This window comes from Robertmurraya siralis, assembly GCF_005502275.1.
In the GTDB taxonomy this organism is placed as follows: domain Bacteria; phylum Bacillota; class Bacilli; order Bacillales; family Cytobacillaceae; genus Robertmurraya; species Robertmurraya siralis.
Window position 1 is genome coordinate 109013 of sequence record NZ_SWLZ01000004.1, and the last position, 24584, is coordinate 133596.

Consider the following 24584-nt stretch of genomic DNA (forward strand, 5'->3'; position numbering starts at 1 on the left):
ACGAGGAGTTTTTATAATGAAGGAAGTTAAATGTGAGTGTGGCCATGTTAATCCACACGGTACGGTGCTTTGTGAGTCATGTGGGTTAACATTAATTGAAGAAAAAGCACAGGGAAAGCTTCACGATATGCGATATGAGGGAAGTGCACGTCGTTCTCAAACTTACAATAAAACCATCGTCGATAAAATTTGGAATTTCTTCTCTTCTGTTAAGGTAGGAGTATGGTTGATTGTTATTACGCTAATTGCATCGGCATTGGGTACGATATTTCCTCAAGAGATGTATATTCCTACTATCATGACAGCGGCTGAATATTATGAAGACCAGTATGGCTGGCTTGGAAAGCTATATTATGACCTTGGCTTTCATAATTTATACAGTTCATGGTGGTATTTAGTTTTAATCGCTTCTATCGGTGTTTCCCTCGTTATTTGCAGCATCGATCGAGTAGTTCCGCTTTATCGGGCATTAAAGAAGCAACGAGTGACTCGACATGAAAGCTTTTTAAAACGTCAGCGCTTGTTTACGACCTCTGCTTCTGAGAACATAGACGCTTCTTTCGAAAAAGCAAAAGAAAATCTAGCGATGAAGCGCTACAAAATACGTGAGGAAGACGGGAATATTTTAGCGGAAAAAGGACGTTTCTCCCGTTGGGGTCCGTATGTCAACCATTGTGGATTAATTATTTTTCTTTTAGGTGGAATACTGCGCTTCGTTCCTGGCATGTACATTGATGATATGCTCTGGATTAGGGAAGGAGAAACGAAGGTAATCCCTGAAACAAACGGGGAGTATTATCTGGAGAATAAGGAATTTACACTTGAAGTGTACGATAAGGAAAAAGACAATGAAGCATTCAGTGATGCAATTGAAAATGCGGGGATGGTTCCGAAAAATTTCCAATCAGATGTCATTCTTTATAAAAAGGCAGACGATTCTCTTCCAGGTGAAGAAGCTAAATTAGAACAGATTAAAGAATACAATATTCGTGTGAATGAGCCTTTGAAATTTGATGGCTATGCTCTTTATCAAACAGAATATAGATTAGGTGAGTTATCGACAATGACCTTTACGATGATAAACAAAAAAAGCAAGGAGGAATTTGGAGAGCTTACCATTGAATTAAATGATCCACAAACGAAGTATGACCTTGGCGATGGTTACTCGGTGGAAGTGATGAGCTATTTCCCAGACTTTGAATTTAACGAAAGTGGAGAACCGACTACGAAATCACGTATTCCGAATAATCCGGCCTTTGTGTTTAAAATGTTCTCACCAGAAAAGCCAGAAGGCGAAATCAGTTTTGTAGCCATCCAACAAAACCTTGAGCCTTTCGGCGATAACGAATACCAACTTCGCTTCTCAGGAATTGAAACAAATGATGTTACTGGTTTAACGGTCCGCAAGGATTTAACACTCTGGCTATTTGCTCTCGGCGGTTTTATCTTTATGATCGGGGTTGCCCAAGGCTCATATTGGAATCATCGAAGAATTTGGTTAAGAAGAAATAACGACGAAATTTGGGTAGCTGCCCATACCAATAAAAATTGGCATGGACTTAAGCGAGAAATTAGTACAATATTAGAGGGTACAGGGATAGATGAACCGTTGGATCAGCTTCAAGAAAAAGAAAACCAAGATTCCGAAATAAAAAATAGGAATCATGAGTAGCGAAATATGCAAAAAAGTAAGGAGGAAGTAGGTTGGCTAATTTAAGTTCAAACCTTCTATTAATAGCATTTATTTTATACTTAGTAGCCATTCCTTTTTTTGGAGGAGCTATTAGGCAAAAAAAAGGATTGGCTGAAGAAAAGAAGTCATTTGATAAGTGGGCCAAAATAGGAATTGTTATTACCATTATTGGCTTCATAGCGCAATTAGGCTTCTTCATCACGAGATGGATTGTAGCAGGACATGCTCCATTAAGCAATCTATTCGAATATACGACGTTCTTTGGAATGTGTTTAGTTGCTTCATTTATTTTAATATACTTTATTTATAAAACATCGATTCTAGGAATGTTTGTTTTACCGATTGCGCTTTTAATCATTGCATATGCAAGCATGTTCCCAAGAGAGATTTCACCTTTAATACCAGCATTGCAGAGTCATTGGCTCCAAATCCACGTTTCAACTGTTGCACTAGGAGAAGCCATACTCGCAGTAAGCTTTGGTGCTGCACTTATTTATTTAGTTAAAGCAATTGATCATACAAAACGTAGCAAAAGTACTTTTTGGCTAGAAGTGATTATGTACTCAATTGTATCAGTCGTTGGATTTATTGCCGTTACGTCTACTTTTGCTATTACAGACTACAAAGCTTCCTACAGCTATATCGATAAAAATGGTTCTGAAAACCAAATAGAATATAGCATGCCGGCAGTAATTGGACCTAACGAATGGAAGGTAATTGAAGATGGAACTTTCGAGCCATGGGTTCAAGTGCCTGGTATTATAAATGCCAAAAAATTAAATACCGTAGTTTGGTCATTGGTGGTAGGACTGGGCTTGTATGTTTTAATTAGACTGATTCTGAGAAAAAGAATTGGAGCTGCCCTCCAGCCGTTAACGAAGAACATTAAACTTGATTTAGTCGATGAAATTAGCTATCGTTCAGTTTTGATTGGCTTCCCGGTGTTTACTTTAGGTGGCTTAGTATTTGCGATGATTTGGGCGCAAATCGCTTGGACCCGTTTCTGGGGCTGGGATCCGAAAGAAGTCTGGGCGTTGATCACATGGCTATTTTACGCGGCTTTCTTACATCTTCGTTTAGCCAAAGGTTGGCATGGTGAAAAATCTGCATGGTTAGCTGTTATTGGTTTTGCGATCATCATGTTTAATTTAATTGCCGTTAACTTAGTCATTGCTGGGCTACACTCCTATGCTGGTTAAGAAATAAGGTTATTAGAAATTTATATATTGCCTTCACTTTTTGTGGAGGCATTTTTCAAAACAAGATGTGAGCGCTTTTAATCAAGGCTGGGCTTGTGTTTTAACATATATACATTAGTGTCTAACTTTTAGTCAATCGTTTATAATGAAGGATAAGTCCGTAACACTTTTTTAGAATTTGTAATGGAAGTATTAAAAATTGATATGTTAGGGGGAGCGATTATGGATAAAGAAGTAAGAATTTTAGTTGTCGATGATGAAGAAAGAATTAGACGTCTTTTAAAAATGTATTTAGAAAGAGAAGATTATTTAATTGATGAAGCTGAAGACGGCAATGAGGCATTAGCAAAAGCGATTGCCAATGATTATGATGTGATTTTGCTCGATTTAATGATGCCGGGAAAAGATGGAATTGAGGTATGCCGAGAGTTAAGAGAAAAGAAAGCTACTCCAGTTATTATGCTCACTGCCAAAGGAGAAGAAGTGAATCGTGTCCAAGGGTTTGAAGTGGGTACAGATGATTATATTGTAAAGCCATTCAGCCCTCGTGAGGTAGTACTCCGCGTGAAAGCTTTGCTAAGGAGGTCATCAAGTACGTCGTATTTACAAACGGAAACAACAACAAAAGATGTCATTGTTTTTCCTAGTCTGACAATTGATAATGATGCTCATCGAGTATTGGCAGAAGGCAAAGAAGTTAGTCTAACACCCAAGGAATATGAACTTCTTTATTTCTTGGCAAAGTCTCCAGATAAAGTATTTGATCGGGAACAGCTCTTAAAGGAAGTATGGCATTATGAATTCTTCGGAGATTTGCGAACGGTTGATACGCATGTTAAACGATTACGTGAAAAGCTGAATAAAGTTTCAGAGGACGCTGCCAGTATGATTGTGACAGTTTGGGGTGTAGGTTATAAGTTTGAGGTTGTCAATGAATGATGTTTTGGCGCAGTGTTGTTGGTAAGCTCTGGTTTACCATTCTTTTTCTTGTTATATTTGTCCTGTTTATTTTAACAGTGATGCTGCTAGAATTCTTTGAAAACTATCATATTAATGAGACGGAGAGCAACCTTCAAAAAACAGCTACACGTATTTCGCATTTTTTGGAAGAACAGGATGAAAGTATCGGACTTCAATTGGCTTGGGAGCTTCTCGATGATAAGACAGAGGCGATGATTATTTTTGATGAACAAGAGTCGTTTTCTTCGCCTACGATGGATGAAAACTTCGGATTACCAGTGACTTACTTTTTAACAGATCCTGAGTTAATGAATGTTTTTACTGAAAGCAAGACAGTTAAAAAAATGGCCAATTATCCAGTGGCAAATTATGATGAGGATTCACGCTTATTAATCATCGGTACACCGATCAACATGATAGGAAAAGATCAGGGTGCGGTTTTTATCATGCAATCTTTAACGGTGATGGAAGAGACATCCAATTCAACAAAAAAATTTATTTTACTTGCTGCTGGAGTGGCTATTATTTTGACAACCATTTTTGCATTTTTCTTAGCAACAAGAATTAATGCTCCTCTGCGAAAAATGAAGGAGGCAGCTTTCGAAATTGCAAGAGGAAAGTTTGACACAAAGGTACCGATTTTAACAAATGATGAAATCGGGGAGTTAGCGACTGCTTTTAATCAAATGGGAAGGCAGTTAAAATTTAATCTTAATGCTCTCAGTCAAGAGAAGGAGCAGCTTTCCAGCATCCTTAGCAGTATGGTCGATGGAGTTATTACATTTAATCGTGACGGTACAATTTTGATTACGAACCCTCCTGCTGAAAGGTTTTTGCAGGACTGGTACTTTGAGCAGGATGGAAAATCAAGAAGTGCGGAAGAAGTTCCTTATGAAGTGATGGAACTTTTCAAGCTTGCGGTTAATACTGAACAAGAACAAGTCGGTGAAATCTCTGTTCAAGGAAGGTTTTGGGTCATTATTGTAAGTCCTTTATATAATAATACTTTCATTCGTGGTGCTGTCGCAGTCGTTCGCGATATGACCGAGGAACGTCAACTCGATAAACTGCGTCAAGATTTTATTGCCAACGTTTCTCATGAATTGCGGACGCCGATTTCGATGATGCAAGGCTACAGTGAAGCGATTGTTGATGGAATTGCGGAATCTGAAGAGGAAAAGATGGAAATGGCAAGAGTAATTTATGATGAATCATTAAGAATGGGCCGTCTTGTAAATGAATTACTGGATCTTGCTCGAATGGAGGCAGGACACATACAGCTTGATATTAGTTTAATAGAAGTGAAACCCTATATGGAACGAATTATTCGAAAGTTCCATGGGTTGGCGAAGGAAAAGGGAATTCATTTAAAAGGCGATTTCCATAATTTAGAGACCACTTATTATTTTGATGGAGATCGAATTGAACAGGTTTTGACTAATTTAATTGATAATGCGATCAGACATACAGAAGATAATGGCATCATTGTTGTTTCGGGAAAAATGGAAGATAAGGGGCTTCATATTGAAGTATTTAATTCTGGCAAAGGCATTCTCGAAGAGGACCTTCCCTTTGTTTTTGAGCGCTTTTATAAAGGGGACAAAGCAAGGACAAGAGGCCGTTCTGGAACAGGGTTAGGACTTGCTATCGCCAAAAATATTGTTGAGAGTCATAAAGGACATATTTCCGTTCATAGTAAAGATGGACATGGAACGACATTTTCCTTTTTCATCCCTCGAAATTTATAAGAACAACAAGAAAACTGCCGACTCATCTTGATACACAAGGAACATCGAAAAGCGGAAGCGGCTTGCTCATCTCCGTACAAACTGGAAGGACAGCGACTGAGATAAAGGAAAACCGATGAGCGAAAGCGAATCGAGTTTGACTTATCGTAGGGAGGTGGGCTGAAGTTTGCTAGGAGATAGCCGCTGAAGCTGGACAAAGAAAAGCGGAAGCGGCTTGCTCATCTCCGTACAAATTGGAAGGACAGCGACTGAGATAAAGGAAAACCGATGAGCGAAAGCGAATCGAGTTTGACTTATCGTAGGGAGGTGGGCTGAAGTTTGCTAGGAGATAGCCGCTGAAGCTGGACAAAGAAAAGCGGAAGCGGCTTGCTCATCTCCGTACAAACTGGAAGGACGGCGACTGAGATAAAGGAGATACGAAGAGCGAAGGCAAGTAATTGAACAGAAATATATGGAATCATAGCTCATCACCATCTTTTAAAAAAAGGGAGGAGTTTTACAAAACTTCTTCCTTTTTTTATTGAAAAATACTATATTAGTGATATTAGTGTATTTCTTTAAAGAAGAGAAATTTTGGAAGTGTCCTTGGGTGTTCGACATAAATAATTTGGACAATCATAGATACAAAAATTTCGACAATATGAGTGTAACTTTTGTGGATAATATAACGACTAATTGGTTGAACGGGGAGGGAAACCAATGGACTCCGTTTTTGATGAGCTGTATTCAAAATATCATCATGACGTTTTTCAATTTATTTTTTATATGGTGAAAAATAGGGAACAAGCTGAAGATCTTGTTCAAGAAGTATATATAAGAGTACTAAAATCGTACGACCGCTTTGAGGGGAAGAGTAGTGAAAAAACATGGCTGTTTTCAATTGCCAGAAATGTAGCAATTGATTATTTCCGAAAGCAAAAAGGCTGGCGACAGAAAATTGCTGAAAAGTTTGATTGGACTACAGGCCAGATTAAAGATGATAGTCCGATCCCTGAAGAAATTGCTCTGCAAAATGAGGAAATTTCATTGATATATCAATGTTTAGACCATTGTACAGTTGATCAAAGGATGGTTATCATATTGCGTTATATTCAAGAATTGACCATTATTGAAACAGCAGAAGCTTTAGGTTGGACAGAAAGCAAGGTTAAAACAACTCAACATCGTGCCTTAAAAGTATTGAAAAAAGAAATGGAAGAAAGAATGGCAAAGGAGGGGACAACAAGTGAGAAAATCAGAGTGGAGCGATGAACAGCTTGAGAAATTACTACGGGAAATGCCAAAGATTGAAGACAATCGCGATCCTCGTGATATATATCAAAACATTTCGCTTAGATTGAGTAAGAAAAAGCAACGCTCCTGGATCATCCCTTCTGTTGCTACTGCTGCAGTGGTTTTAATAATAGCAGTACTTTCTCCCAACCTTTTAGGTGAAAATTCTTCCTCTGAGCAATCAGCGGAGAGTGGAAATGCGACTGAGCAAGCTGAACGATCAGAGATGAATATAATCAAAGATGAGGGTGCAGGTATTGCCTATGAAAATGCTGTTGAGGAAAATCAGGATACCCCTACTAGTGATGACGCTGCTGAAGAAAGAGTGACTTCTTCAACCATTGACCTTAATCAAGAGTACACAGCCGTATATGCTGAAGATGTAGATGGTGCGGAAGAAAATGCGCTTACTTTTGCGATACCAGATGAGCAGAATCAAATTATCGTACCTATAACTGTGCTCATACAAAAGGAGAAGGGGAAGTCTCTTTTTGAGCAGTACACAGAGACAATGGCAAAGTTGCATGAAAAGGAATGGGGACTTGCGGAGACGTTCCCATTAAAAAATGTAGAACTATCGGTCATCAATGATAATATTTTAAAGGTAAATGTTCCAAGTGGTCAAACTTATCAAGGTTCTGCAAACGAAATCGCTTTTACATCTGTTATTAAGAAAACTGCGAAATCTTTAGGGTTAAAGGGAATTGAATTATATACAGATAATCAACCAGGAATTGAATTGGGCAATGAAGGAGAACTCTCTGGATTAGATCTTTCAGATGATGGAAATTATGCTTACTATTTTTACTATTCAAATGTGAATCCAGAAGTCCCTTATTTAGTTCCGTATGGGGAATCATTTACTAATATTGAATCGGCCTTAAATGCGATGAAGGAAAATGTTGATACTCATCAGTTAAGTGCGTCGATCCCTCAAGATATTGATATAGAAGAAATACACGGAGAGAAGGGGATGTTAACCCTACAGCTAAATGAAGAATCTGATATGACTAGCACAAGAACAATCCTTCAGACAATTGAAGCAATTTTACTAACAGCGAAAGAGTTTAATTATAACAAAGTAAAAATTGAGTATAGTAAGCTTGATAAAATCGGAAAATTTGTCTTTAATGAGGAAATGAATGTGCCGATTGCTCCTAATAAAAGGGAATTGTTAAATTGAGATTTCTAGAAGGCTGGTCTTTTTGCCTCCGTTCCGTTAAGACTTCTCATTATTTTGGCTGAAAATGTCTGTCTTGCGCCGAAAATGACAAATTGATAAGTGGGGTCGGGTACTATTTGAAAGTGCCCTGCTAAATTTAACAAGTGGGCTAATGGCCCACTTGTTTTTCTTTGAATAAACATTGTTCAAGTAGACTGGAACTGAGATATTAAACGGACCTTTTACATTAGATGCGTTAATCTGTCACTATGATTTGGTGTATGCAAGCTTGTATACTTTGTGCCTGCTAAAAAGATTAACTTAGTTTTGAAGAAACAGTCTTTTGACAACCTTTTGTTGTAATTAAGCCGTAAATCAATAATTTTTTGTATAAAAAAACGAAAACTATCCAAATAATAACAAATGTCTTTCTAAAAAGAAATTTTACAAAGCGAGGAGAGGATTTGACAGGTTTTTCATTTTACTCCGCTTAATTAGTAGTTCTAACAACGTACAAGCTGTCATATCGTGTAGGGAAAAGCTCAAATTAAGGAGGATTCTAATGAGAGACTTTGCAAAGCGTTTGTTAATTGCTGGGATTATGGCGTTTTTTATAAGCCTGTTATTTATAGGAGGAAAAAATATTCAAGCAGAGACAATTGATATAGAGGAAGCAGCGTCACATTGGATGTGGCCGGCAGATGGGATTGTAACCGATACATATGGAACACGGAGTGGACATCATAAAGGGATTGATATAGCTGGAGGATTAGGAACACCGATTTATGTAGTAGATGAAGGAACTGTTAGCAGATCCTATTATTCAAGTTCATATGGTCATGTCGTATTTGTAAAACACCCAAATAATTTTGAAACCGTTTATGCCCATCTTAGTAAACGAAAAGTAAACGAAGGTCAGAGTGTTAAACAAGGAGATATAATTGGAGAAATGGGCAGTACGGGTCGTTCTTCTGGAGTACATTTACATTTCGAAATACATAAAAAGGAATGGACTGTTAATAAAGAGAACTCGCTCAACCCTGTAGTCATTCTTGGGGACGTGGGTATAGGAGAAACAGTTCAAGCAATGGTACAGCAAAAAGATCATGTTCAGGTTGCAGGAGTGATGGAGGACACGAGCGATGTAGAGGAAGCAGGTGTAGCTTTTAAAGAAAATATAGCAAAATATCTACCTACTGACGATTATCAATTATTAGTTAGTGAGGAAAAAGATTTAAAGGATGAGGTAGAAAGTGCGAGTAACAAAGAAAGTGAAGAGGAGGCAACCAAGGATATTATTCACATCGTTCAAAGTGGAGATACTTTATGGGAATTAGCCGAAAAATACGATTCGTCCGTTGTTACGATTATGGAATCGAACCAATTAGCAAATGACGTAATCCTTCCAGAACAAAAATTAATTATTGAAGATCTCTCTGAAGAACAATATATTGTTAAACCCGGGGATTCATTAACTAGTATCGCAGAAGAAGCTAATTTATCAGTTGAAGAGCTGATGGAAATCAATCATTTAAGCAGCGAAATAATACAGCCACAGCAAATTTTAACGATTAAGCAGCAATAAACAATCGGAGGAGTTTTTCCTCCGATCGATAAACATTAATAAGATTAGAGAGTAATTTGATTCATTAAGACGATATCGTCTAGTTCAGATAGTAATTGGAGAGCAGTCGAGTCCAGTGGTTTGTCAAAGGACAGCACCATAATAGCTTCTCCGCCTATTTCTTTTCGACCCACTTGCATAGTTGCAATATTGATAGCGTGATCACCTAATATTTTACCGACGCGGCCAATGACACCAGGTCGATCCATATGTTGAATGTATAATAAATTTCCTTCGGGATGGAAATCAATATTAAAATCATTCATATGAACGATTCGCGGCCCATAATGATCAATATAAGTCCCTCTTAATGAAAATTGTCTATTCTCTACTTTGGCTGTAACAGTAATACAATTTGCATAACCAAACGAATTGGTTGAAATTTTCTCTCCAACTGTAATGCCTCGCTCCTTTGCGGTGAGCAGGGCATTTACTTCATTGACATGTACGTCTATACGGTTTTTGAAGAAACCAGATATTAGAGCTTTTGTTAAATAGGAGGTTTCGAGTTCAGTAACGCTACCTGAGTAATTGATAGATAACTCATCGATACCTTCTTTTACACATTGTGATAAGATCGAGCCAAGCTGCTTTGATAAATGGTGAAACGGTCGAATTTTTTCATAAATATCCTTGGACATCGCTGGAAGATTAATGGAGTTTGTAACTGGACGATCTTCAAAATAGGTTCTTACTTCTTTAGCGACTTGTGTGGCTACGTTTAATTGGGCTTCTTTCGTAGAAGCGCCTAAATGTGGTGTCACAATGACATTATCAAATTTCAAGAGTGGATGTTCTCCTGGTGGCTCCTCTTCAAAAACATCTAAGGCTGCACCAGCAACATGGCCGTTTCCGATATAGACAGCTAATGCTTGCTCATCGATAATGCCACCGCGGGCGCAATTAAGAAAATAGACACCTTTTTTTGTTTTTTTCATTGCGGTTTCATTAATCAGGCCTTTCGTTTCTTTAGTAAGAGGGGTGTGGACAGTGATGATATCTGCCTGTTCAAGGACTTCATCAAGAGTACAGCTCTGTACATTGAGACTAGTTGCTCTTTCTTTTGTTAGAAACGGATCAAAAACAAGGACTGTCATTCCAAATACTTTCGCGCGTTTTGCTATTTCTGCTCCAATTCTGCCTAATCCAACAATTCCCAATGCCTTCCCATGAAGTTCGTTTCCAACGAATGCATTTCTTTTCCATTCCAAATTTTTAACAGATGCGTGCGCCTGAGGAATATTGCGCAATAGAGAAGCCATCATTGCAAACGTATGCTCTGCGGTTGAAATAGTATTTCCATCTGGTGCGTTGACAACAATAATCCCTCGCTTTGTAGCAGCGTTAACATCTATATTATCAACTCCGACTCCCGCTCGTGCAATAATTTTTAATTGAGGCATTTTTTCAAGGAGCTCTTCGGTTACCTTCGTCGCACTTCTTACAAGAATGGCATCAATTTCCTTCAAATTAACTTCTGTGTCTGTTACTTTTTTTTCAATTACTTGAGCATCAGCATAATCTAATAATGGCTGCAAGCCTTCTGCATTAATCGCATCGGCTACTAAAACTCGATACATTTGAACATCTCCTACTAATTATCAATTTTCTGATTATTTTACAAAACGAATATTAATATGTCAATGTAGAATTAATGTTCGTTATCTGAAGAAAACGCTTTCTTGAAAGTGGTGTCATAAATTAGTAAAAATCGTAGGCATTAGCACCTACGACTCTTTTTTATGTTATTTATCTTTTGTTAAACACATCCGTTAAAACAGGGACAATTTGTTTTTTACGGGATACAACCCCTTTTAATAAGGCGGTATGATTCTCCAATTTCACACCGTAAGCCTCTTCGACAGCATCAGCTGAGCGACCAAGAGCAATAGCGGTAGAATCACTATTTAATATGTCTGTGATGACAAAGACAAATAAGTCTAACTCCTTATCAGTGATGACAGCTTCCAGAGCCGATTCAATTTCGGTTTGTCTAGAGAGAACATCTTCGATATCCACAGTATTAACCTGAGCAACTTCAACTTTGCTATTCCCCATTTGGAACTCTTTTGCATCAAGGGAGATCAGCTGTTCAACTGACTTTTTGCTTAAATCAGCACCAGCCTTAAGCATGTCTAAACCATATTTTTCTGGATCTACACCTGCTATTTGAGCCAGTTCCTGCGCAGCTTGAATGTCCTCATTCGTGCATGTAGGCGACTTAAATAACAAAGAATCGGAAATGATTGCCGAAAGCATTAGCCCGGCTATATTTTTTTCAATTTCTACATTATTTTCTTTAAACAGTTTCTTAAGAATCGTCGCCGTACAGCCGACCGGTTCAGCTCGATAGTAGAGCGGTTCACTAGTTTCGAAATTAGCTATTCTGTGGTGATCAATAACTTCTAAAACACGAACATCATTAATGTCATCTGCACTTTGTTGGCGCTCGTTATGATCAACTAAAATCACATTGCTAGCTTCTGCTGATACGGCTTGAACAAATCGTGGTACTTTTTGCTCAAATGTTTTTAGAGCGAACTCAGTTTCTCCGTTAATCTCACCTAAGCGGATAGGCTCGGTATTCAAACCAAGTTGATTTTTTAAATAAGAATATGCAATGCTTGAGCAAATGGTATCCGTATCTGGATTTTTGTGACCGAAAATAAGTATTTTATCCATTTTTATCTCCTTCTATATAAATGTTTATGGTTTTTTCTGAGGCGATAAAATGCCTATCTTTTTATGAAATTACTATTATAATTTACCATAAAATCGGTGAAAATAACAAAAAATATCGAGCATAAGGTTAACTTCTTCACAAAGTCGCTTAAGTGCGCTATAATAATGGTGTAATTAAATATTGGTCTATCTTCGGGGCAGGGTGCAATTCCCGACCGGCGGTAATGAGTGTTAGTCTCTGAGCCCGCGAGCCAATCATAAGCATAAGTGAATTTAAGAAGTTTCTTCTTGAGCTTAACGAAATGCTTTGGCAGGATTTGGTGCAATTCCAAAGCCGACAGTATAGTCTGGATGGGAGAAGATGGAGGTTCTGCAAGCGTTCAAATTTGCTAGTTTGAATGTTTATTAAGCGTGCCGTTTTATTCTCCCTCAAGTAAAAACTTGGGGGAGTTGTTTTTGGAGGGAATATTCAGGATTTAAAACATCTGGCCATTTCGAAATAATGTGATAAAATCGAGCATTAATCCATTGTTCGATGAAAAAACTGCATTTTATCATCCAGAAGAACGAATTGATTGTGCATTTTTTCACTTTATTTATTGAGAAATGGATTCAACTAGGTTGTGAGCATCTTGCTGTTCCTTATCAATGGGCATAGCTTAGTAAGGCTGAACCTTTCTTCTTTAGGAGAGATGGATCCTTAAAAGGAGAGAGGAAAATGAAGAAGTACGACATCAAAGTTTTAGTTTCAATCGGAATGTTAAGCAGTATTGGATTTGTTCTGATGCTTCTAAACTTCCCATTACCACCTTTTCCAAAATTTCTAATGGTCGATTTTAGTGATATTCCTGCTTTAATCGCTGCATTAATTTTTGGACCAGTTGCTGGGGTACTGGTTGAATTATTTAAAAATGTGTTGGATTATATTTTGACAAGCAGTGACACAGGTATTCCTGTAGGTCATTTTTCGAATTTCGTGGCAGGAGTTCTGTTCGTCATTCCAACATACTATATTTATGAAAAATTAAAAACGAAAAAAGGTATGACCTACGCATTAATTGTTGGAACGATATTGATGGCTGTTGTCATGAGCGTCTTAAATTATTTTATTATCCTTCCAGCTTATACAATGTTTATGGGGTTCCCGGCCATGTCCGGTGAGGAAACAAGGCAAATGATTGTCGCCGGTATACTTCCGTTCAATATTGTTAAAGGGATTTTAATATCAATCGTCTTTATGCTTCTCTTCACTAGAATGAACACTTGGATTGGAAAACAGAGAGCATATCGAATATAAATAGGAATAACAAATGTCTCTAAAAGAAAAAGTCCTCTCTTTTTGTGAGAGGAGTTTCAGGCCGTAGGCAAACTCGAGATTTCGAGTTTGCCTACGGCCTATTTTATTTTAAATATAGATAGAATATCCATGTGGTTAGATTTCCACTCGGGGTGGCCGCTTTTTCGCGGGCGGCACTTGACTTCTGGGGGATTTAGCTGGGACTGATGAGACCTCACGGGAGCTTCAGCGACGAGGAGGCTCACCGCCCGCCCCCGAAAAGCGGAAATCAGCCTTTTTCCCACCATTCCGAAACAAAAAAATGACAAAAGGTAGCGAGAAGGGCTTCTCACTACCTTTTGTTGACAATCCGTTCTTTTGATTCGGAAATTATCGAGTGCTTAGTTGAAGAGCACCCTTTCGAAACGTGTATCTATAACTGGCGCAAGTAGCCAAAGCCTAACAAACTTTAGACATTCACTGCCTACGATTAGTCAATCAAGAACAGCTGTCGCTATTCAGGCTTCCTATATCGGAAAGACAGTCCCTTCTAGCTAGTAACGACGACGAGTAAGCCCCTGCGCTGCTTTACTTCTATTCAAACTTTAATGGATCTCCATCAAATGGTTCGTCTGCAACTTTAATGGAATCAGTTGGACAGCCTTCAAAAGCATCCATCATATCGTCTATTAAAACATCTGGAATTTCAACAATTCCTTCGTTATCATCAAGCGTTACAAATGCGATACCCTCATCATCATAATCGTAAATATCTGGCGCAGCAGCTCCGCAAGCCCCACATGCAATGCATGTTTCTTTGTCAACAATTGTATATTTTGCCATGTAAAAACCTCCCAATGAATTAAACATTTATTTTCATACATTTCATTAAAGTTTCTGAAACGTATTCCCTCATTCTTTATTGTAAAACTGTATGAGTAACATTTCAATATAAAATTAATGAGAATGCTTATCATAACAACGTTTTGGAACGGAATAGGAGCCTTACTTACGTTTTCATGTTAAAATAAATGGGGAAACACGTCGAATTATGATATTAAAGAATACCGTTAAAAACGTGTTGTTGCTCTCCCATGAGGAACTATTTTTCAAAATATAGTAATAGGGTGATAGGATGCCAACTCCATTTATATATTTTGTCGTTCTTTTCTGTTTACATAAAATAAATGACGAGAGAACAATATACTCTTTATATCATCTCCTATGTGGAAAAAAATCTTCCCAGACCATACAAGATGTTCATCTTTTCCAAATTGCACAATTTTATAAAACATGTGATTTCCTAACAAGAAAGCAATTTGAAGAGATCGTTGAGGAGCTTGAAAGGAAAAATTTAGTTACTGCAACAAATGATCAGTATTATAAGCTCACAAGCAATGGTTTAGCGTATATGAAAAGAGAGTCTGAAAATTATCCGTTTTTATCCTATTTGAATGGTTGGGACTTCCAATATGCTAACATCTTTTGGCAGAGGATATCATTATTGGTTCAAGTAACTTCACATTTAGCTAATCAAGATCGAAATTATATTCCCATTCAGAGAAAGAAACCTTTGCTCAATTGGTTGAAAAATTATCTTATCAATAATCGATTCAATCGCAAAGAACTTAGTGATAGCCTATATAAAGAACTTATTCATGTTTTGGAAGATAGCCGCGAGATCGATCCAAGTGTTTTTGTCATTCGCTTAACTGGATTTGAGATAATTGGTTTGACGGAAAAACAGGCAAGTGAGTATTTAAAAATAGAGCGAACATTGTATCATTTTCAATTTCAGGCATTGCTACATTATATTTTGTCTAGAGTTCAAAAAGAACCGAAGAAATTTAAGCTTTTAGCGTCGCTTATAACAGATATTGAAACAGCTCTACCTTTAACAGATACAAGTAAGAAAACGTTGGCTCTCTTAAATAAAGGATTTTCACTCGAACAGATCGCTCAAATCAGAAAGTTGAAAGTTAGTACAATACAGGATCATATTGTTGAACTTGCTCTTCAAATGCATACATTTCAAATTGAACCTTTTGTAGGGAAGGAAATAATAGAACAGATTATGGCTGCACATAAACAGGCAACTTCTAAACAATTAAGACGGATTCGTGAATTGGTTCCAGAAGCAACCTATTTTCAAATCCGATTAGTTTTGACCAGGTTTGGTGAAAATAATGAAATTTGAGCTAGAAAAAAAGTTGCAGGAGTATTTCCGCTTTTCTACGTTTCGGCCCGGACAGAAAGAGGTTGTGTTATCTGTTCTAAACAAGAAAAATACCATTGCCGTTTTACCTACTGGCACAGGGAAGTCATTGTGCTACCAGTTTCCAGGATATGTACTTTCAGGTATCGTTGTGATCATTTCACCGCTTTTGTCGCTCATGCAAGATCAGGTCGAGCAAATGCAAATGCAAGGTGAAAAAAGAGTAATAGCGCTCAATTCATTTTTAACAGGCGCAGAGAGAATCAAGGCTTTACGCCAGTTAGAAAAATATAAATTTATTTACATTTCCCCTGAAATGTTGAACCTCGATGAAATAAAGCAGAGGTTACAATTGTTGCCGATTTCTTTGTTTGTGATCGACGAAGCCCACTGTATTTCACAATGGGGATATGATTTTCGTCCAGATTATATGAAGCTGGGAACAATTAGAGAGCAGCTTGGTAATCCACTTACGTTAGCATTGACAGCGACAGCTACGAAAGAAGTGGTTGCAGATATTGCACAAGTATTAAAATTATCTTCTTGGGATGAACATATTTTTTCGATGGATCGTCCCAATATTGCGATTAGGGTAGAAAAAGTGGCTGCTCCTGAGGAAAAAGAACATCATCTGATAAAGTTGCTTTCGTTTCTTCAAGGGCCAGGTATTATTTATTTTTCAAGTCGCAAAAGGGCAGAAGCTCTAGTTGAACGATTAAAGGATGAGGGCTTTCACAAAGTTATGGCTTACCATGGAGGCATGGATCAAGAAAGCCGAATTCTTATTCAACAGCAATTTATCCATGGACAACTTGATTTAATCTGCGCAACTAGTGCGTTCGGTATGGGTGTAAATAAAGAAGACGTCCGCTTTGTCATTCACTATCATATGCCACTGCAAATCGAATCTTATATACAAGAAATTGGTCGTGCTGGTCGTGATGGAAAAAAAAGCTTAGCGATATTACTATATTCACCAGGTGATGAGGCATTGTCATATCATCTGGTGGAAAATGAACTTCCAAACGAGACTCAGATTGAATATGTACGCCAATGGTTAAAATCGGGGAAACGTAGCGAAAAAGAAATGCGAACCTTTGTCGGGTTAAATGATGTTCAATGGCGCTTAATAACCGATTTCTTTGAGAATCTTGAAAACACCGTTTCTTTGGACTCTTCAATGGAGCAGTTCAAGCACTTTGTTGAAGAGAGAACGAGGCTAAAAAGAAAAAAAATTGAGGAAATCAAGAATTGGGTACACTCGTGCCATTGCCGAAGAGAAATTATCTTGAATTATTTTAGTGAAACAAAGAACATATCGATTAAGGATTGCTGTGATGTGTGTGGCATCGATTTAGATCTGTTTCAAAAAAGGGAAGAAGATGTGGCGAATTTGTCTTTTTCATTTGATTGGAGAGCCTATTTATCCAGCATTTTATTAAAAGGGTGAGCGTGTAAACATGAAAAATAAATATACGGAAATAGTTCAGGAGTTAAGCGATCGGGAAATCACGTTTCACCTAATAGCAACCCAAGTACTGCTACTGGTAATTGCGCTAGTAATAGGGTTCTTTTGGTTTGATGATTTTTCATCATTTTGGGAGTTGTTTATTTGGGACGATAAGAAAATTTGGTATGTTGGCGTCGGGGCTGGTTTAGCTATTGTCGCATTGGACCTCTTGCTGATGAAAATGCTGCCACCTTCCTATTATGACGATGGCGGCTTGAATAAGCGGATGTTTGAAAATAGAACTGTATGGCAAATTGCAGGAATTGCTGCAATGGTTGCGGTTAGTGAAGAAATATTATTCAGAGGTGTGCTCCAAACTCATATTGGACTAGTTGTCACAAGCGTTTTATTTGCACTCATCCATTATCGATACTTGTTTAACAAGTTTCTTTTCGTAAATATTTTACTTCTCAGTTTTTTAATAGGTTACATTTATATGGTGACAGAGAACTTGCTTGTCACAATTGTTTTGCATTTTATTGTTGATTTTCTATTAGGTTTAGCCGTTCGCTACGATAAACAACCACCTCATGAACAGGAGGGAAAAATACATGAATAAAGAAGAACCGTACCGTGATCAGGCGGAACGTTTAAGAAAGAGAATTAGCAAAAAAGAGGAATCTGAAACTATCAAAGATTCATCGCCAGAACTGCCGCCACGAAGCAGGGTCCATTATCATAAGGCAAAAAGAACAAAGGTGAAGTTAAAATACCCTATGATTCGATTATTGGCTGTTTTTTTCATCCTTCTACCAATTGTTAGCTTTAGCATTTATACGATTAATGAAAGCAAATCGAATCGTTCTGCATCTGTTGATCGTCCTTTATCAGGAAATATTGAGGCGGTAGATGTTAAAAATGATGAGCAAAGTGAACGGGGAATGGAAGAAGAGCGAACGGGTGTTGAACCGGATGAAGACTTGACTCGAATAGAAGAGAATGAAGTGGGGGTGGAGCAAGAATCGAAAAAGGTTGAACCGGCGAAAGTGGATAATACGCTTCCTGATAAGGAATCTCCTAATGATAAAGCACCTGTGAAAGAAGAGATTATTTACCATACAGTACAAACAGGAGAAACGCTCTTCCGAATTTCAATGAAATATTATCAATCACAATCAGGAATTGAAATCATTAGAGAAGCAAACGGGATCAAAGGAAATGAGATACAGCTTGGACAAACTTTGAAAATACCAATAGAGCAGTAGGAATAAAAGACGATGTTATTGTTTGAAATAACATCGTCTTTTTCGTTTAGTACTGACGAAATACCAATAGATCAAATAATCGCCATGTTTTAAATCATAACCAGAAGGACAAGATCATATATTTTTATAAAAAGCAAGACCAGGAATTGCTTAGAATGGGGAGGACGTTAATGGAAACATCGATTAAAATGCTTGACGAGAGAACCGATAAAGCAACGAAGCAAATGCTCCAAAAGGTAGTGGAGCGAAAAAGAAAATTTGATGCTTTTACATTCAGGCATTTCCTTGTTATCTGGTTAACGATCTTTTCCGCTTTTATCTACCTCTTCGTCTTATATAAAACGTTAGTAATCCCATATTCGTACTCCTTTGCAGCAATGTTTTCCGCTTTTCTGGACCAGACTTATAATTTGTACGCCCTTGTTTTCATTTTCGGGCTGTACGGTTTGATGAATTTGTTAAAAGAGAAGAAGGATAAGGCAGAACAGGAGTACCATGCACTGCGTTGTGAAATTATAGATAAGAGCAAGGATCTATGGAAACAAGAGGATGCGTGGAAAAATCGTCATCTTGTCTTTGAGATGATGAAAAAGAATTACGACATCAACCTTTATCATGAGAATAAATAAGCTTTCATGCAAAGGAAAGAGGCAGGGATTCGCAGCCGCTGCCTCGAAAGACTAAAAAAATTTCTTTTTATCACGCTCTTCTTTGAGAATTTCGACAGCTTCTCTGAAACGTTGAGAATGGACGATTTCTCGTTCTCTTAAAAATCTCAATCCATCATTTAGATCAGGATCATCGCTCACATTAATGATCCATTGATAAGTGGCTCTCGCCTTCTCTTCTGCAGCAATGTCCTCATATAGATCGGCAATTGGATCTCCTTTTGCTTGAATATAGGTTGCTGTCCAAGGTGCTCCGGCGGCATTATGGTAGAAGAGGGCATTGTCATGATTGACATAGTGGTCGCCAAGTCCAGCAGCTTTCATTTGTTCAGGAGTAGCATCCTTCGTAAGCTTATAAATCATGGTAGCAATCATTTCCAAATGGGCAAACTCTTCTGTGCCGATGTCCGTAAGTAAGCCGATTACTTTGTCTGGAATTGAGTAGCGTTGATTTAAATACCTGAGTGCGGCAGATAATTCTCCATCGGCACCACCGTATTGTTCAATAAGAAATTTGGCAAGCATCGGATTACACGTGCTAACTTTAACAGGGTATTGGAGCTTTTTTTCATAGATCCACATATTCTATCCCTCCTATTTTTCAAGTATAGAAGCTTTTAAAGTTGCCATGGCCAAGGAGAGTCATCCCAATCCCACGGTTGCCCAGAAAAGCTATGCCCGAACTGCATTAAAGGACCATACACGGCTTCGACTGCTTTTCTTAACCTTTTTCTCTCTCTTACATAATGATTAAATTGGTTAATCGCTTCAAAATCATTGTTATGGGTATTCAAATACAAGCTCAGTTCCACAAGCACAAAATCAACGGCTTGAAGTTGTTCCATAAGCTCATAAAATTCCGGTGGCAATTGTTTTTTCATGAGGTTTTCCCTCCCTTAGCCAACTCTCTGGGGTTGTAATAAGGATCATATAGTGGTTTCCAAAGTGTTCCAGCTCTCAACGCTTCCATTGGGGTGAATTGGGGAAAATTATTTGGTTGAAATCCTATATATAAATGCGGTGGAGTTGAGTAGCTTTTTATTTTGATAGGCTTACAAGGGTCAAAGGGACTTACGTAAGGGGAATAGGTTTTATTGGGTGTAAACATAGTTGCCCTCCTTTTATAGATATATCATTCAATTTTATGAAAAAAAACGACAGACATGACAGTTATTTTCCTGAAAAGGAAAGGAGTTCTTTCTGATTTTGTAGAATATATTAATTAAGGTAGATATTAACGCGGAGGTGAAAAAATGTTTGTAAAGAATATCATGATTCCAAAGCATCAAACATTTACTGTCCAGGCTGATGAACCATTAAGAGTCGCTTTGGACAAATTAGAGGAGCATAAAATAGATGGTCTGCCGGTATTACAAGGTCATCAATATGCCGGTATTGTGACAAGGCATAATCTCTATGAGAGTTTTTTTACCTCTGACCTATCAAGGGATGAATTTTTAGAAAAAAAGAGCTGTGGTGATATCGCAACATATAAGGATAAATATTTAAAAGGGCAGGAAATTTTTGAGAAAACTCTGCTTGAGTTAAAAGATTTTCCATTGCTTGCTGTTGTTAACGACAAAAATGAATACTTAGGAATTGTGACAAGGTTTGATGTATTAGAGCAATTTCAATCCGCTTTTGGTGTTAGAAAATCAGGGGTGAGAATTGCGTTTACCTCGATTGAAACGGAAGGGCGTCTTGCTCGTCTTGCTGATATTGCTCATCAATTTCATGAGCATATCATTTCTCTTGTTACATTTGATGAAACGGATAAGCTTGTGCGCAGAATTGTGATGAAAATTGAGAAAAAGGATAATGTTGATAAATTCGTAAAAAAACTCGAGAATTCCGGATTCCGAATTCTTGATATCTATGAAGATTAAAAAGTTGTTCGAAAAATATTGATAAGCAAGAAAAAACGATCCCTCTCATAGATTGTTATGAAGGGATTTTTTTCTGTTTTTAATAACTTTATGGTATGATTCCATTAGAATTTTAGAGAAAAGGGTAACCGGGAGGAACTATGGTTTTTATTTTTGTTTTCATCATCATGTCTTTTGCTATCGGGCTTATTGCTTATATGTATAAATTAGCCCATTCTGATCAAGTCCTTTATCAAGAAATTTCATTTGCAAACTTTCCCGACAGCTTTGGTGAAGTGAAGCTGTTTTTTATTTCTGATATTCATCGGCGATTGCTATCAGAGGATATTGTTTCGGAAGTGAAAGGAAAAGTAGATCTAGTGATTATAGGAGGAGACCTTTTAGAAAAAAGGGTGCCAATTGAACGTGTAGAACAAAATATTAAATCGCTTACGGAAATAGGACCAACCTATTTTGTGTGGGGGAATAATGATTATGAAATTAATCCTCGGCTACTGGACGCTGTCCTTTTAAAGTATGGAGTAAAAATCCTCGATAACACGGCAGTCTCATTCGAATCTGAAGAAGGAGATCGTTTTGTTTTATTAGGTATTGATGATATTTCGAGGAAAAGAGCACGTTTAGACTTGGCTTTACAAGATGCTGGTCCAGGAGGGTTTAAAGTATTGGTTAGTCATGACCCGAAAATTCAAAAACAAATCAAGCGTGAAGATCAAATCTCGCTCGTGTTAAGTGGTCATACACACGGAGGACAGATTAGAATTTTTGGCTTTGGTCCTTATGAAATCGGGAAATTAAAGAGAACCGGGGAGACAGCAATACTCGTGAGCAATGGGTACGGCACAACTTCATTGCCGCTGCGCTTAGGTGCTAGCCCGGAGACTCATGTCATTACTTTAAAAAGGAAATGAAGAATAGCAAAAACCCTAATTAGACGACTCACCATCCCTATTTATTTACATAAACTACATTAAGAGTTGTCACAGTAGGGGGCAAAAAATATGCGCATAGAGCGATTGAATTATAATAAAATCAAGATCTTCCTTACATCAGACGATTTAATGGAACGAGGGCTTACAAAAGAGGATATTTGGAAGGATTCCTTAAAATGGCATCAGCTTTTTCACGATATGCTTGAAGAGGCGAGTGATGAGTTTGGTGTTAAAATTGAAGGCTCTGTTGCAGTTGAGATTTTTTCTATGCACGCTCAGGGGATGATTATGATCGTTACGATGGAAGAAGAGGAAGATCAATCCCTACATGATGGGTTTATAGATATGGCTGTTATGTCTAAGAATAGTGATCAAATACTTTTTGAGTTTGACGATTTTGAGGATGTAATCCAGCTATCCCGACAATTATGGAATTTAAATATTCGTGGTGGAAGCTTGTACAGTTTTGCACAAAAATATTTTTTATCGTTCAAAGAGGATGCGCTTCGTCAGTCGGATAGCATGATCGCTGTCTTATCGGAATTTGGTGATATTTCGTTAAGAAGTATCCACTGGTTAGAAGAATACGGCCGAAATGTCATGAGCGGCAATGCAATCGAGACGGTGATGGAACATTTTGTAACGGAATAAAAGGAATAAAGGCTTCGTTATAAGAGTATGACTCTTATTGGAGTCTTTTTCTGTTTTTTAGGAAAAGGTCAAGCTGCCTTTTTTGTACTAAAATGATGTCCAAATGCGCGCGAGCGAATTAAAGGCGAATCATATCGTTACTAATTAATTATGATTGTTTAATTTTGTACGAAAGCAAAGGCTGCTTTTTTTTAAACTTGAAGTACGCATTTATGAAATGGACTCATCATTATAACATTAAAATGATAGCGGTTACAATTTTTATTAAATGTGTGTAAAAAAGGCTCTCATTCATCTTGCATTAATTATCCAAAGGTGTATACTTGTGACTGAAAGAGGACAATTATTGAAAGCGATTTTAGGAGGTTTATTTTAGATGGTAGCCGAGAAAGGTACTGAAAATATAAATCATGAAGACAAGCTTGATGTCTTAAAGTCTACTCAAACTGTTATACACAATGCTCTTGAAAGACTTGGATACCCCGAAGAAGTCTACGAGCTCTTGAAAGAACCTTTAAGATTGATGACGGTCAAAATTCCGGTAAGAATGGATGATGGATCTGTAAAAGTCTTTACTGGCTACCGGGCCCAGCATAACGATGCTGTTGGTCCTACAAAAGGTGGAATTCGTTTTCATCCGAATGTTACGGAAAAGGAAGTCAAGGCACTTTCCATTTGGATGAGTTTAAAATGTGGAATTGTTGATTTACCATACGGTGGAGGAAAAGGTGGAATTGTTTGCGATCCACGAGACATGTCATTTCGAGAACTTGAGCGCTTAAGTCGTGGTTATGTACGAGCAATTAGTCAAATTGTTGGTCCTACAAAGGATATCCCGGCACCAGATGTCTTCACCAATTCGCAAATTATGGCATGGATGATGGATGAATATAGCCGGATTGACGAATTTAATTCTCCGGGATTTATTACAGGAAAGCCGCTTGTTTTAGGTGGGTCACATGGACGAGAGTCGGCAACAGCAAAGGGTGTAACCATTTGCATCGAAGAGGCTGCAAAGAAAAAGGGCATTGAATTAAAGGGTGCTCGTGTTGTCGTCCAAGGATTTGGGAATGCGGGCAGCTTCTTATCAAAGTTTATGCATGATGCAGGTGCAAAGGTCGTTGGGATATCAGACGCATACGGTGGTTTATATGATCCGGATGGCTTGGATATTGATTATTTACTCGATCGTCGTGACAGTTTTGGAACGGTAACTAAATTATTTAATAATACGATCTCAAATAAAGAACTATTGGAGTTGGATTGTGATATTTTAGTGCCTGCTGCAATTGAGAATCAAATAACTGAAGATAATGCTCATAATATTCGAGCGAAAATAGTCGTGGAGGCTGCTAATGGACCGACAACATTAGAAGCTACGCAAATCCTAACTGATAGAGGAATCCTTCTTGTACCAGATGTTTTGGCATCTGCTGGCGGCGTTACCGTTTCTTACTTTGAATGGGTGCAAAATAATCAAGGTTATTATTGGACAGAAGAGGAAGTAGAAGACAAACTAAGAACCGTTATGGTAAAAGCCTTTGAAAACATCTATGGTACAGCTCAGAGTCGTAGAGTAGATATGAGGCTTGCTGCCTACATGGTCGGTGTAAGAAAAATGGCGGAAGCATCCAGATTCAGAGGCTGGATTTAAAAAGAAAAGCGGAGAGCGCTTGCCCATCGGCGACAAGCATAAGACAGGCTGGCAGGGAGGTTGTTTTTTTAACCTCCTTGACAGAATGGCTTATGACCTCGAGCCGATAGCGCTCGGAGCTGGACAAAGAAAAGCGGAGAGCGCTTGCCCATCGGCGACAAGCATAAGACAGGCTGGCAGGGAGGTTGTTTTTTAACCTCCTTGACAGAATGGCTTATGACCTCGAGCCGATAGCGCTCGGAGCTGG

23 protein-coding genes and 1 riboswitch are annotated in these 24584 nt (G+C 38.0%); of the genes, 17 read left to right on the plus strand and 6 right to left on the minus strand.

Going from position 1 to position 24584, the window contains the following annotated elements; genetic code table 11:
- The first annotated feature begins 16 nt into the window (after nucleotides 1-16).
- The 7 genes from resB (at nucleotide 17) to FCJ93_RS07285 (ending at nucleotide 9619) form a co-directional block, all read left to right on the plus strand.
- Nucleotides 17-1672, plus strand: coding sequence for a cytochrome c biogenesis protein ResB (gene resB, locus FCJ93_RS07255; protein ID WP_137743216.1), 1656 nt, complete (start codon nucleotides 17-19; stop codon nucleotides 1670-1672).
- 32 nt (nucleotides 1673-1704) lie between these two features.
- Nucleotides 1705-2892: a c-type cytochrome biogenesis protein CcsB gene (gene ccsB, locus FCJ93_RS07260; RefSeq protein WP_137743217.1), complete on the plus strand. Its 1188-nt coding sequence runs from the start codon at nucleotides 1705-1707 to the stop codon at nucleotides 2890-2892.
- A gap of 222 nt (nucleotides 2893-3114) precedes the next feature.
- Complete coding sequence (locus FCJ93_RS07265; protein ID WP_095306606.1) at nucleotides 3115-3831, plus strand: response regulator transcription factor; 717 nt, start codon at nucleotides 3115-3117, stop codon at nucleotides 3829-3831.
- Complete coding sequence (locus FCJ93_RS07270) at nucleotides 3828-5600, plus strand: ATP-binding protein (RefSeq protein ID WP_137743218.1); 1773 nt, start codon at nucleotides 3828-3830, stop codon at nucleotides 5598-5600. The genes FCJ93_RS07265 and FCJ93_RS07270 overlap by 4 nt, the downstream gene beginning before the upstream one ends.
- Before the next feature lie 699 nt (nucleotides 5601-6299).
- Nucleotides 6300-6851, plus strand: a complete 552-nt coding sequence (sigX, locus tag FCJ93_RS07275; protein WP_095306604.1) for an RNA polymerase sigma factor SigX — start codon at nucleotides 6300-6302, stop codon at nucleotides 6849-6851.
- Nucleotides 6826-8055 (plus strand): GerMN domain-containing protein, encoded by a 1230-nt coding sequence (locus tag FCJ93_RS07280; RefSeq protein ID WP_095306603.1) that lies wholly within the window; start codon nucleotides 6826-6828, stop codon nucleotides 8053-8055. Before sigX ends, FCJ93_RS07280 begins: the two co-directional genes overlap by 26 nt.
- A gap of 541 nt (nucleotides 8056-8596) precedes the next feature.
- Nucleotides 8597-9619, plus strand: coding sequence for a M23 family metallopeptidase (locus tag FCJ93_RS07285; protein ID WP_137743219.1), 1023 nt, complete (start codon nucleotides 8597-8599; stop codon nucleotides 9617-9619).
- Nucleotides 9620-9663: 44 nt separating this feature from the next.
- On the opposite strand, the gene serA is transcribed toward FCJ93_RS07285, so the two are convergent.
- On the minus strand, nucleotides 9664-11238 hold the full coding sequence (serA, locus tag FCJ93_RS07290) for a phosphoglycerate dehydrogenase (protein WP_137743220.1): 1575 nt from the start codon (nucleotides 11236-11238) through the stop codon (nucleotides 9664-9666).
- 169 nt (nucleotides 11239-11407) lie between these two features.
- Entirely contained in the window at nucleotides 11408-12340 is a 933-nt protein-coding gene (locus tag FCJ93_RS07295) for a manganese-dependent inorganic pyrophosphatase (protein ID WP_137743221.1), read from the minus strand.
- A 184-nt stretch (nucleotides 12341-12524) separates the two neighbouring features.
- Nucleotides 12525-12707: riboswitch (FMN riboswitch) on the plus strand.
- 351 nt (nucleotides 12708-13058) lie between these two features.
- On the opposite strand from FCJ93_RS07295, the gene FCJ93_RS07300 reads away from it, so the two are divergent.
- Nucleotides 13059-13637: an ECF transporter S component gene (locus FCJ93_RS07300; RefSeq protein WP_095306599.1), complete on the plus strand. Its 579-nt coding sequence runs from the start codon at nucleotides 13059-13061 to the stop codon at nucleotides 13635-13637.
- A 573-nt stretch (nucleotides 13638-14210) separates the two neighbouring features.
- Here the strand turns inward: FCJ93_RS07300 and FCJ93_RS07305 are convergent.
- On the minus strand, nucleotides 14211-14459 hold the full coding sequence (locus tag FCJ93_RS07305) for a ferredoxin (protein WP_095306582.1): 249 nt from the start codon (nucleotides 14457-14459) through the stop codon (nucleotides 14211-14213).
- A gap of 292 nt (nucleotides 14460-14751) precedes the next feature.
- Between FCJ93_RS07305 and FCJ93_RS07310 the strand changes: the two genes are divergently transcribed.
- From FCJ93_RS07310 to FCJ93_RS07330, 5 genes are all read left to right on the plus strand, one after another.
- Nucleotides 14752-15813: a helix-turn-helix domain-containing protein gene (locus FCJ93_RS07310; RefSeq protein ID WP_095306581.1), complete on the plus strand. Its 1062-nt coding sequence runs from the start codon at nucleotides 14752-14754 to the stop codon at nucleotides 15811-15813.
- Nucleotides 15803-17281, plus strand: coding sequence for a RecQ family ATP-dependent DNA helicase (locus FCJ93_RS07315; RefSeq protein ID WP_137743222.1), 1479 nt, complete (start codon nucleotides 15803-15805; stop codon nucleotides 17279-17281). Before FCJ93_RS07310 ends, FCJ93_RS07315 begins: the two co-directional genes overlap by 11 nt.
- Before the next feature lie 10 nt (nucleotides 17282-17291).
- Nucleotides 17292-17900, plus strand: coding sequence for a CPBP family intramembrane glutamic endopeptidase (locus FCJ93_RS07320; protein ID WP_095306579.1), 609 nt, complete (start codon nucleotides 17292-17294; stop codon nucleotides 17898-17900).
- Nucleotides 17893-18546, plus strand: a complete 654-nt coding sequence (locus tag FCJ93_RS07325) for a LysM peptidoglycan-binding domain-containing protein (protein WP_170211229.1) — start codon at nucleotides 17893-17895, stop codon at nucleotides 18544-18546. The genes FCJ93_RS07320 and FCJ93_RS07325 overlap by 8 nt, the downstream gene beginning before the upstream one ends.
- A gap of 170 nt (nucleotides 18547-18716) precedes the next feature.
- Nucleotides 18717-19175 (plus strand): YpbF family protein, encoded by a 459-nt coding sequence (locus tag FCJ93_RS07330; protein WP_095306577.1) that lies wholly within the window; start codon nucleotides 18717-18719, stop codon nucleotides 19173-19175.
- 51 nt (nucleotides 19176-19226) lie between these two features.
- On the opposite strand, the gene FCJ93_RS07335 is transcribed toward FCJ93_RS07330, so the two are convergent.
- From FCJ93_RS07335 to FCJ93_RS07345, 3 genes are read right to left on the minus strand one after another with little or no spacing between them, the layout of a single operon-like run.
- The gene (locus FCJ93_RS07335; RefSeq protein WP_137743224.1) at nucleotides 19227-19796 is read right to left on the minus strand and encodes a manganese catalase family protein; all 570 of its coding nucleotides are present in this window, start codon (nucleotides 19794-19796) and stop codon (nucleotides 19227-19229) included.
- Between the two features lie 35 nt (nucleotides 19797-19831).
- A complete protein-coding gene (locus FCJ93_RS07340) occupies nucleotides 19832-20095 on the minus strand; it encodes a spore coat protein CotJB (RefSeq protein ID WP_095306575.1) in 264 nt (87 codons plus the stop codon).
- The gene (locus FCJ93_RS07345) at nucleotides 20092-20322 is read right to left on the minus strand and encodes a spore coat associated protein CotJA (protein ID WP_095306574.1); all 231 of its coding nucleotides are present in this window, start codon (nucleotides 20320-20322) and stop codon (nucleotides 20092-20094) included. The genes FCJ93_RS07340 and FCJ93_RS07345 overlap by 4 nt, the downstream gene beginning before the upstream one ends.
- A 145-nt stretch (nucleotides 20323-20467) precedes the next feature.
- Here FCJ93_RS07345 and FCJ93_RS07350 point away from each other — a divergent pair, with 145 nt between their 5' ends.
- The 4 genes from FCJ93_RS07350 to FCJ93_RS07365 all read left to right on the plus strand — a co-directional run bounded on the left by FCJ93_RS07350 (nucleotide 20468) and on the right by FCJ93_RS07365 (nucleotide 24337).
- The gene (locus tag FCJ93_RS07350) at nucleotides 20468-21100 is read left to right on the plus strand and encodes a CBS domain-containing protein (RefSeq protein ID WP_095306573.1); all 633 of its coding nucleotides are present in this window, start codon (nucleotides 20468-20470) and stop codon (nucleotides 21098-21100) included.
- Nucleotides 21101-21240: 140 nt separating this feature from the next.
- The gene (locus FCJ93_RS07355) at nucleotides 21241-22011 is read left to right on the plus strand and encodes a metallophosphoesterase (RefSeq protein ID WP_137743225.1); all 771 of its coding nucleotides are present in this window, start codon (nucleotides 21241-21243) and stop codon (nucleotides 22009-22011) included.
- 90 nt (nucleotides 22012-22101) lie between these two features.
- Nucleotides 22102-22683, plus strand: coding sequence for a genetic competence negative regulator (locus FCJ93_RS07360; RefSeq protein ID WP_095306571.1), 582 nt, complete (start codon nucleotides 22102-22104; stop codon nucleotides 22681-22683).
- Between the two features lie 376 nt (nucleotides 22684-23059).
- A complete protein-coding gene (locus tag FCJ93_RS07365; RefSeq protein ID WP_095306570.1) occupies nucleotides 23060-24337 on the plus strand; it encodes a Glu/Leu/Phe/Val family dehydrogenase in 1278 nt (425 codons plus the stop codon).
- Nucleotides 24338-24584: the final 247 nt, after the last annotated feature.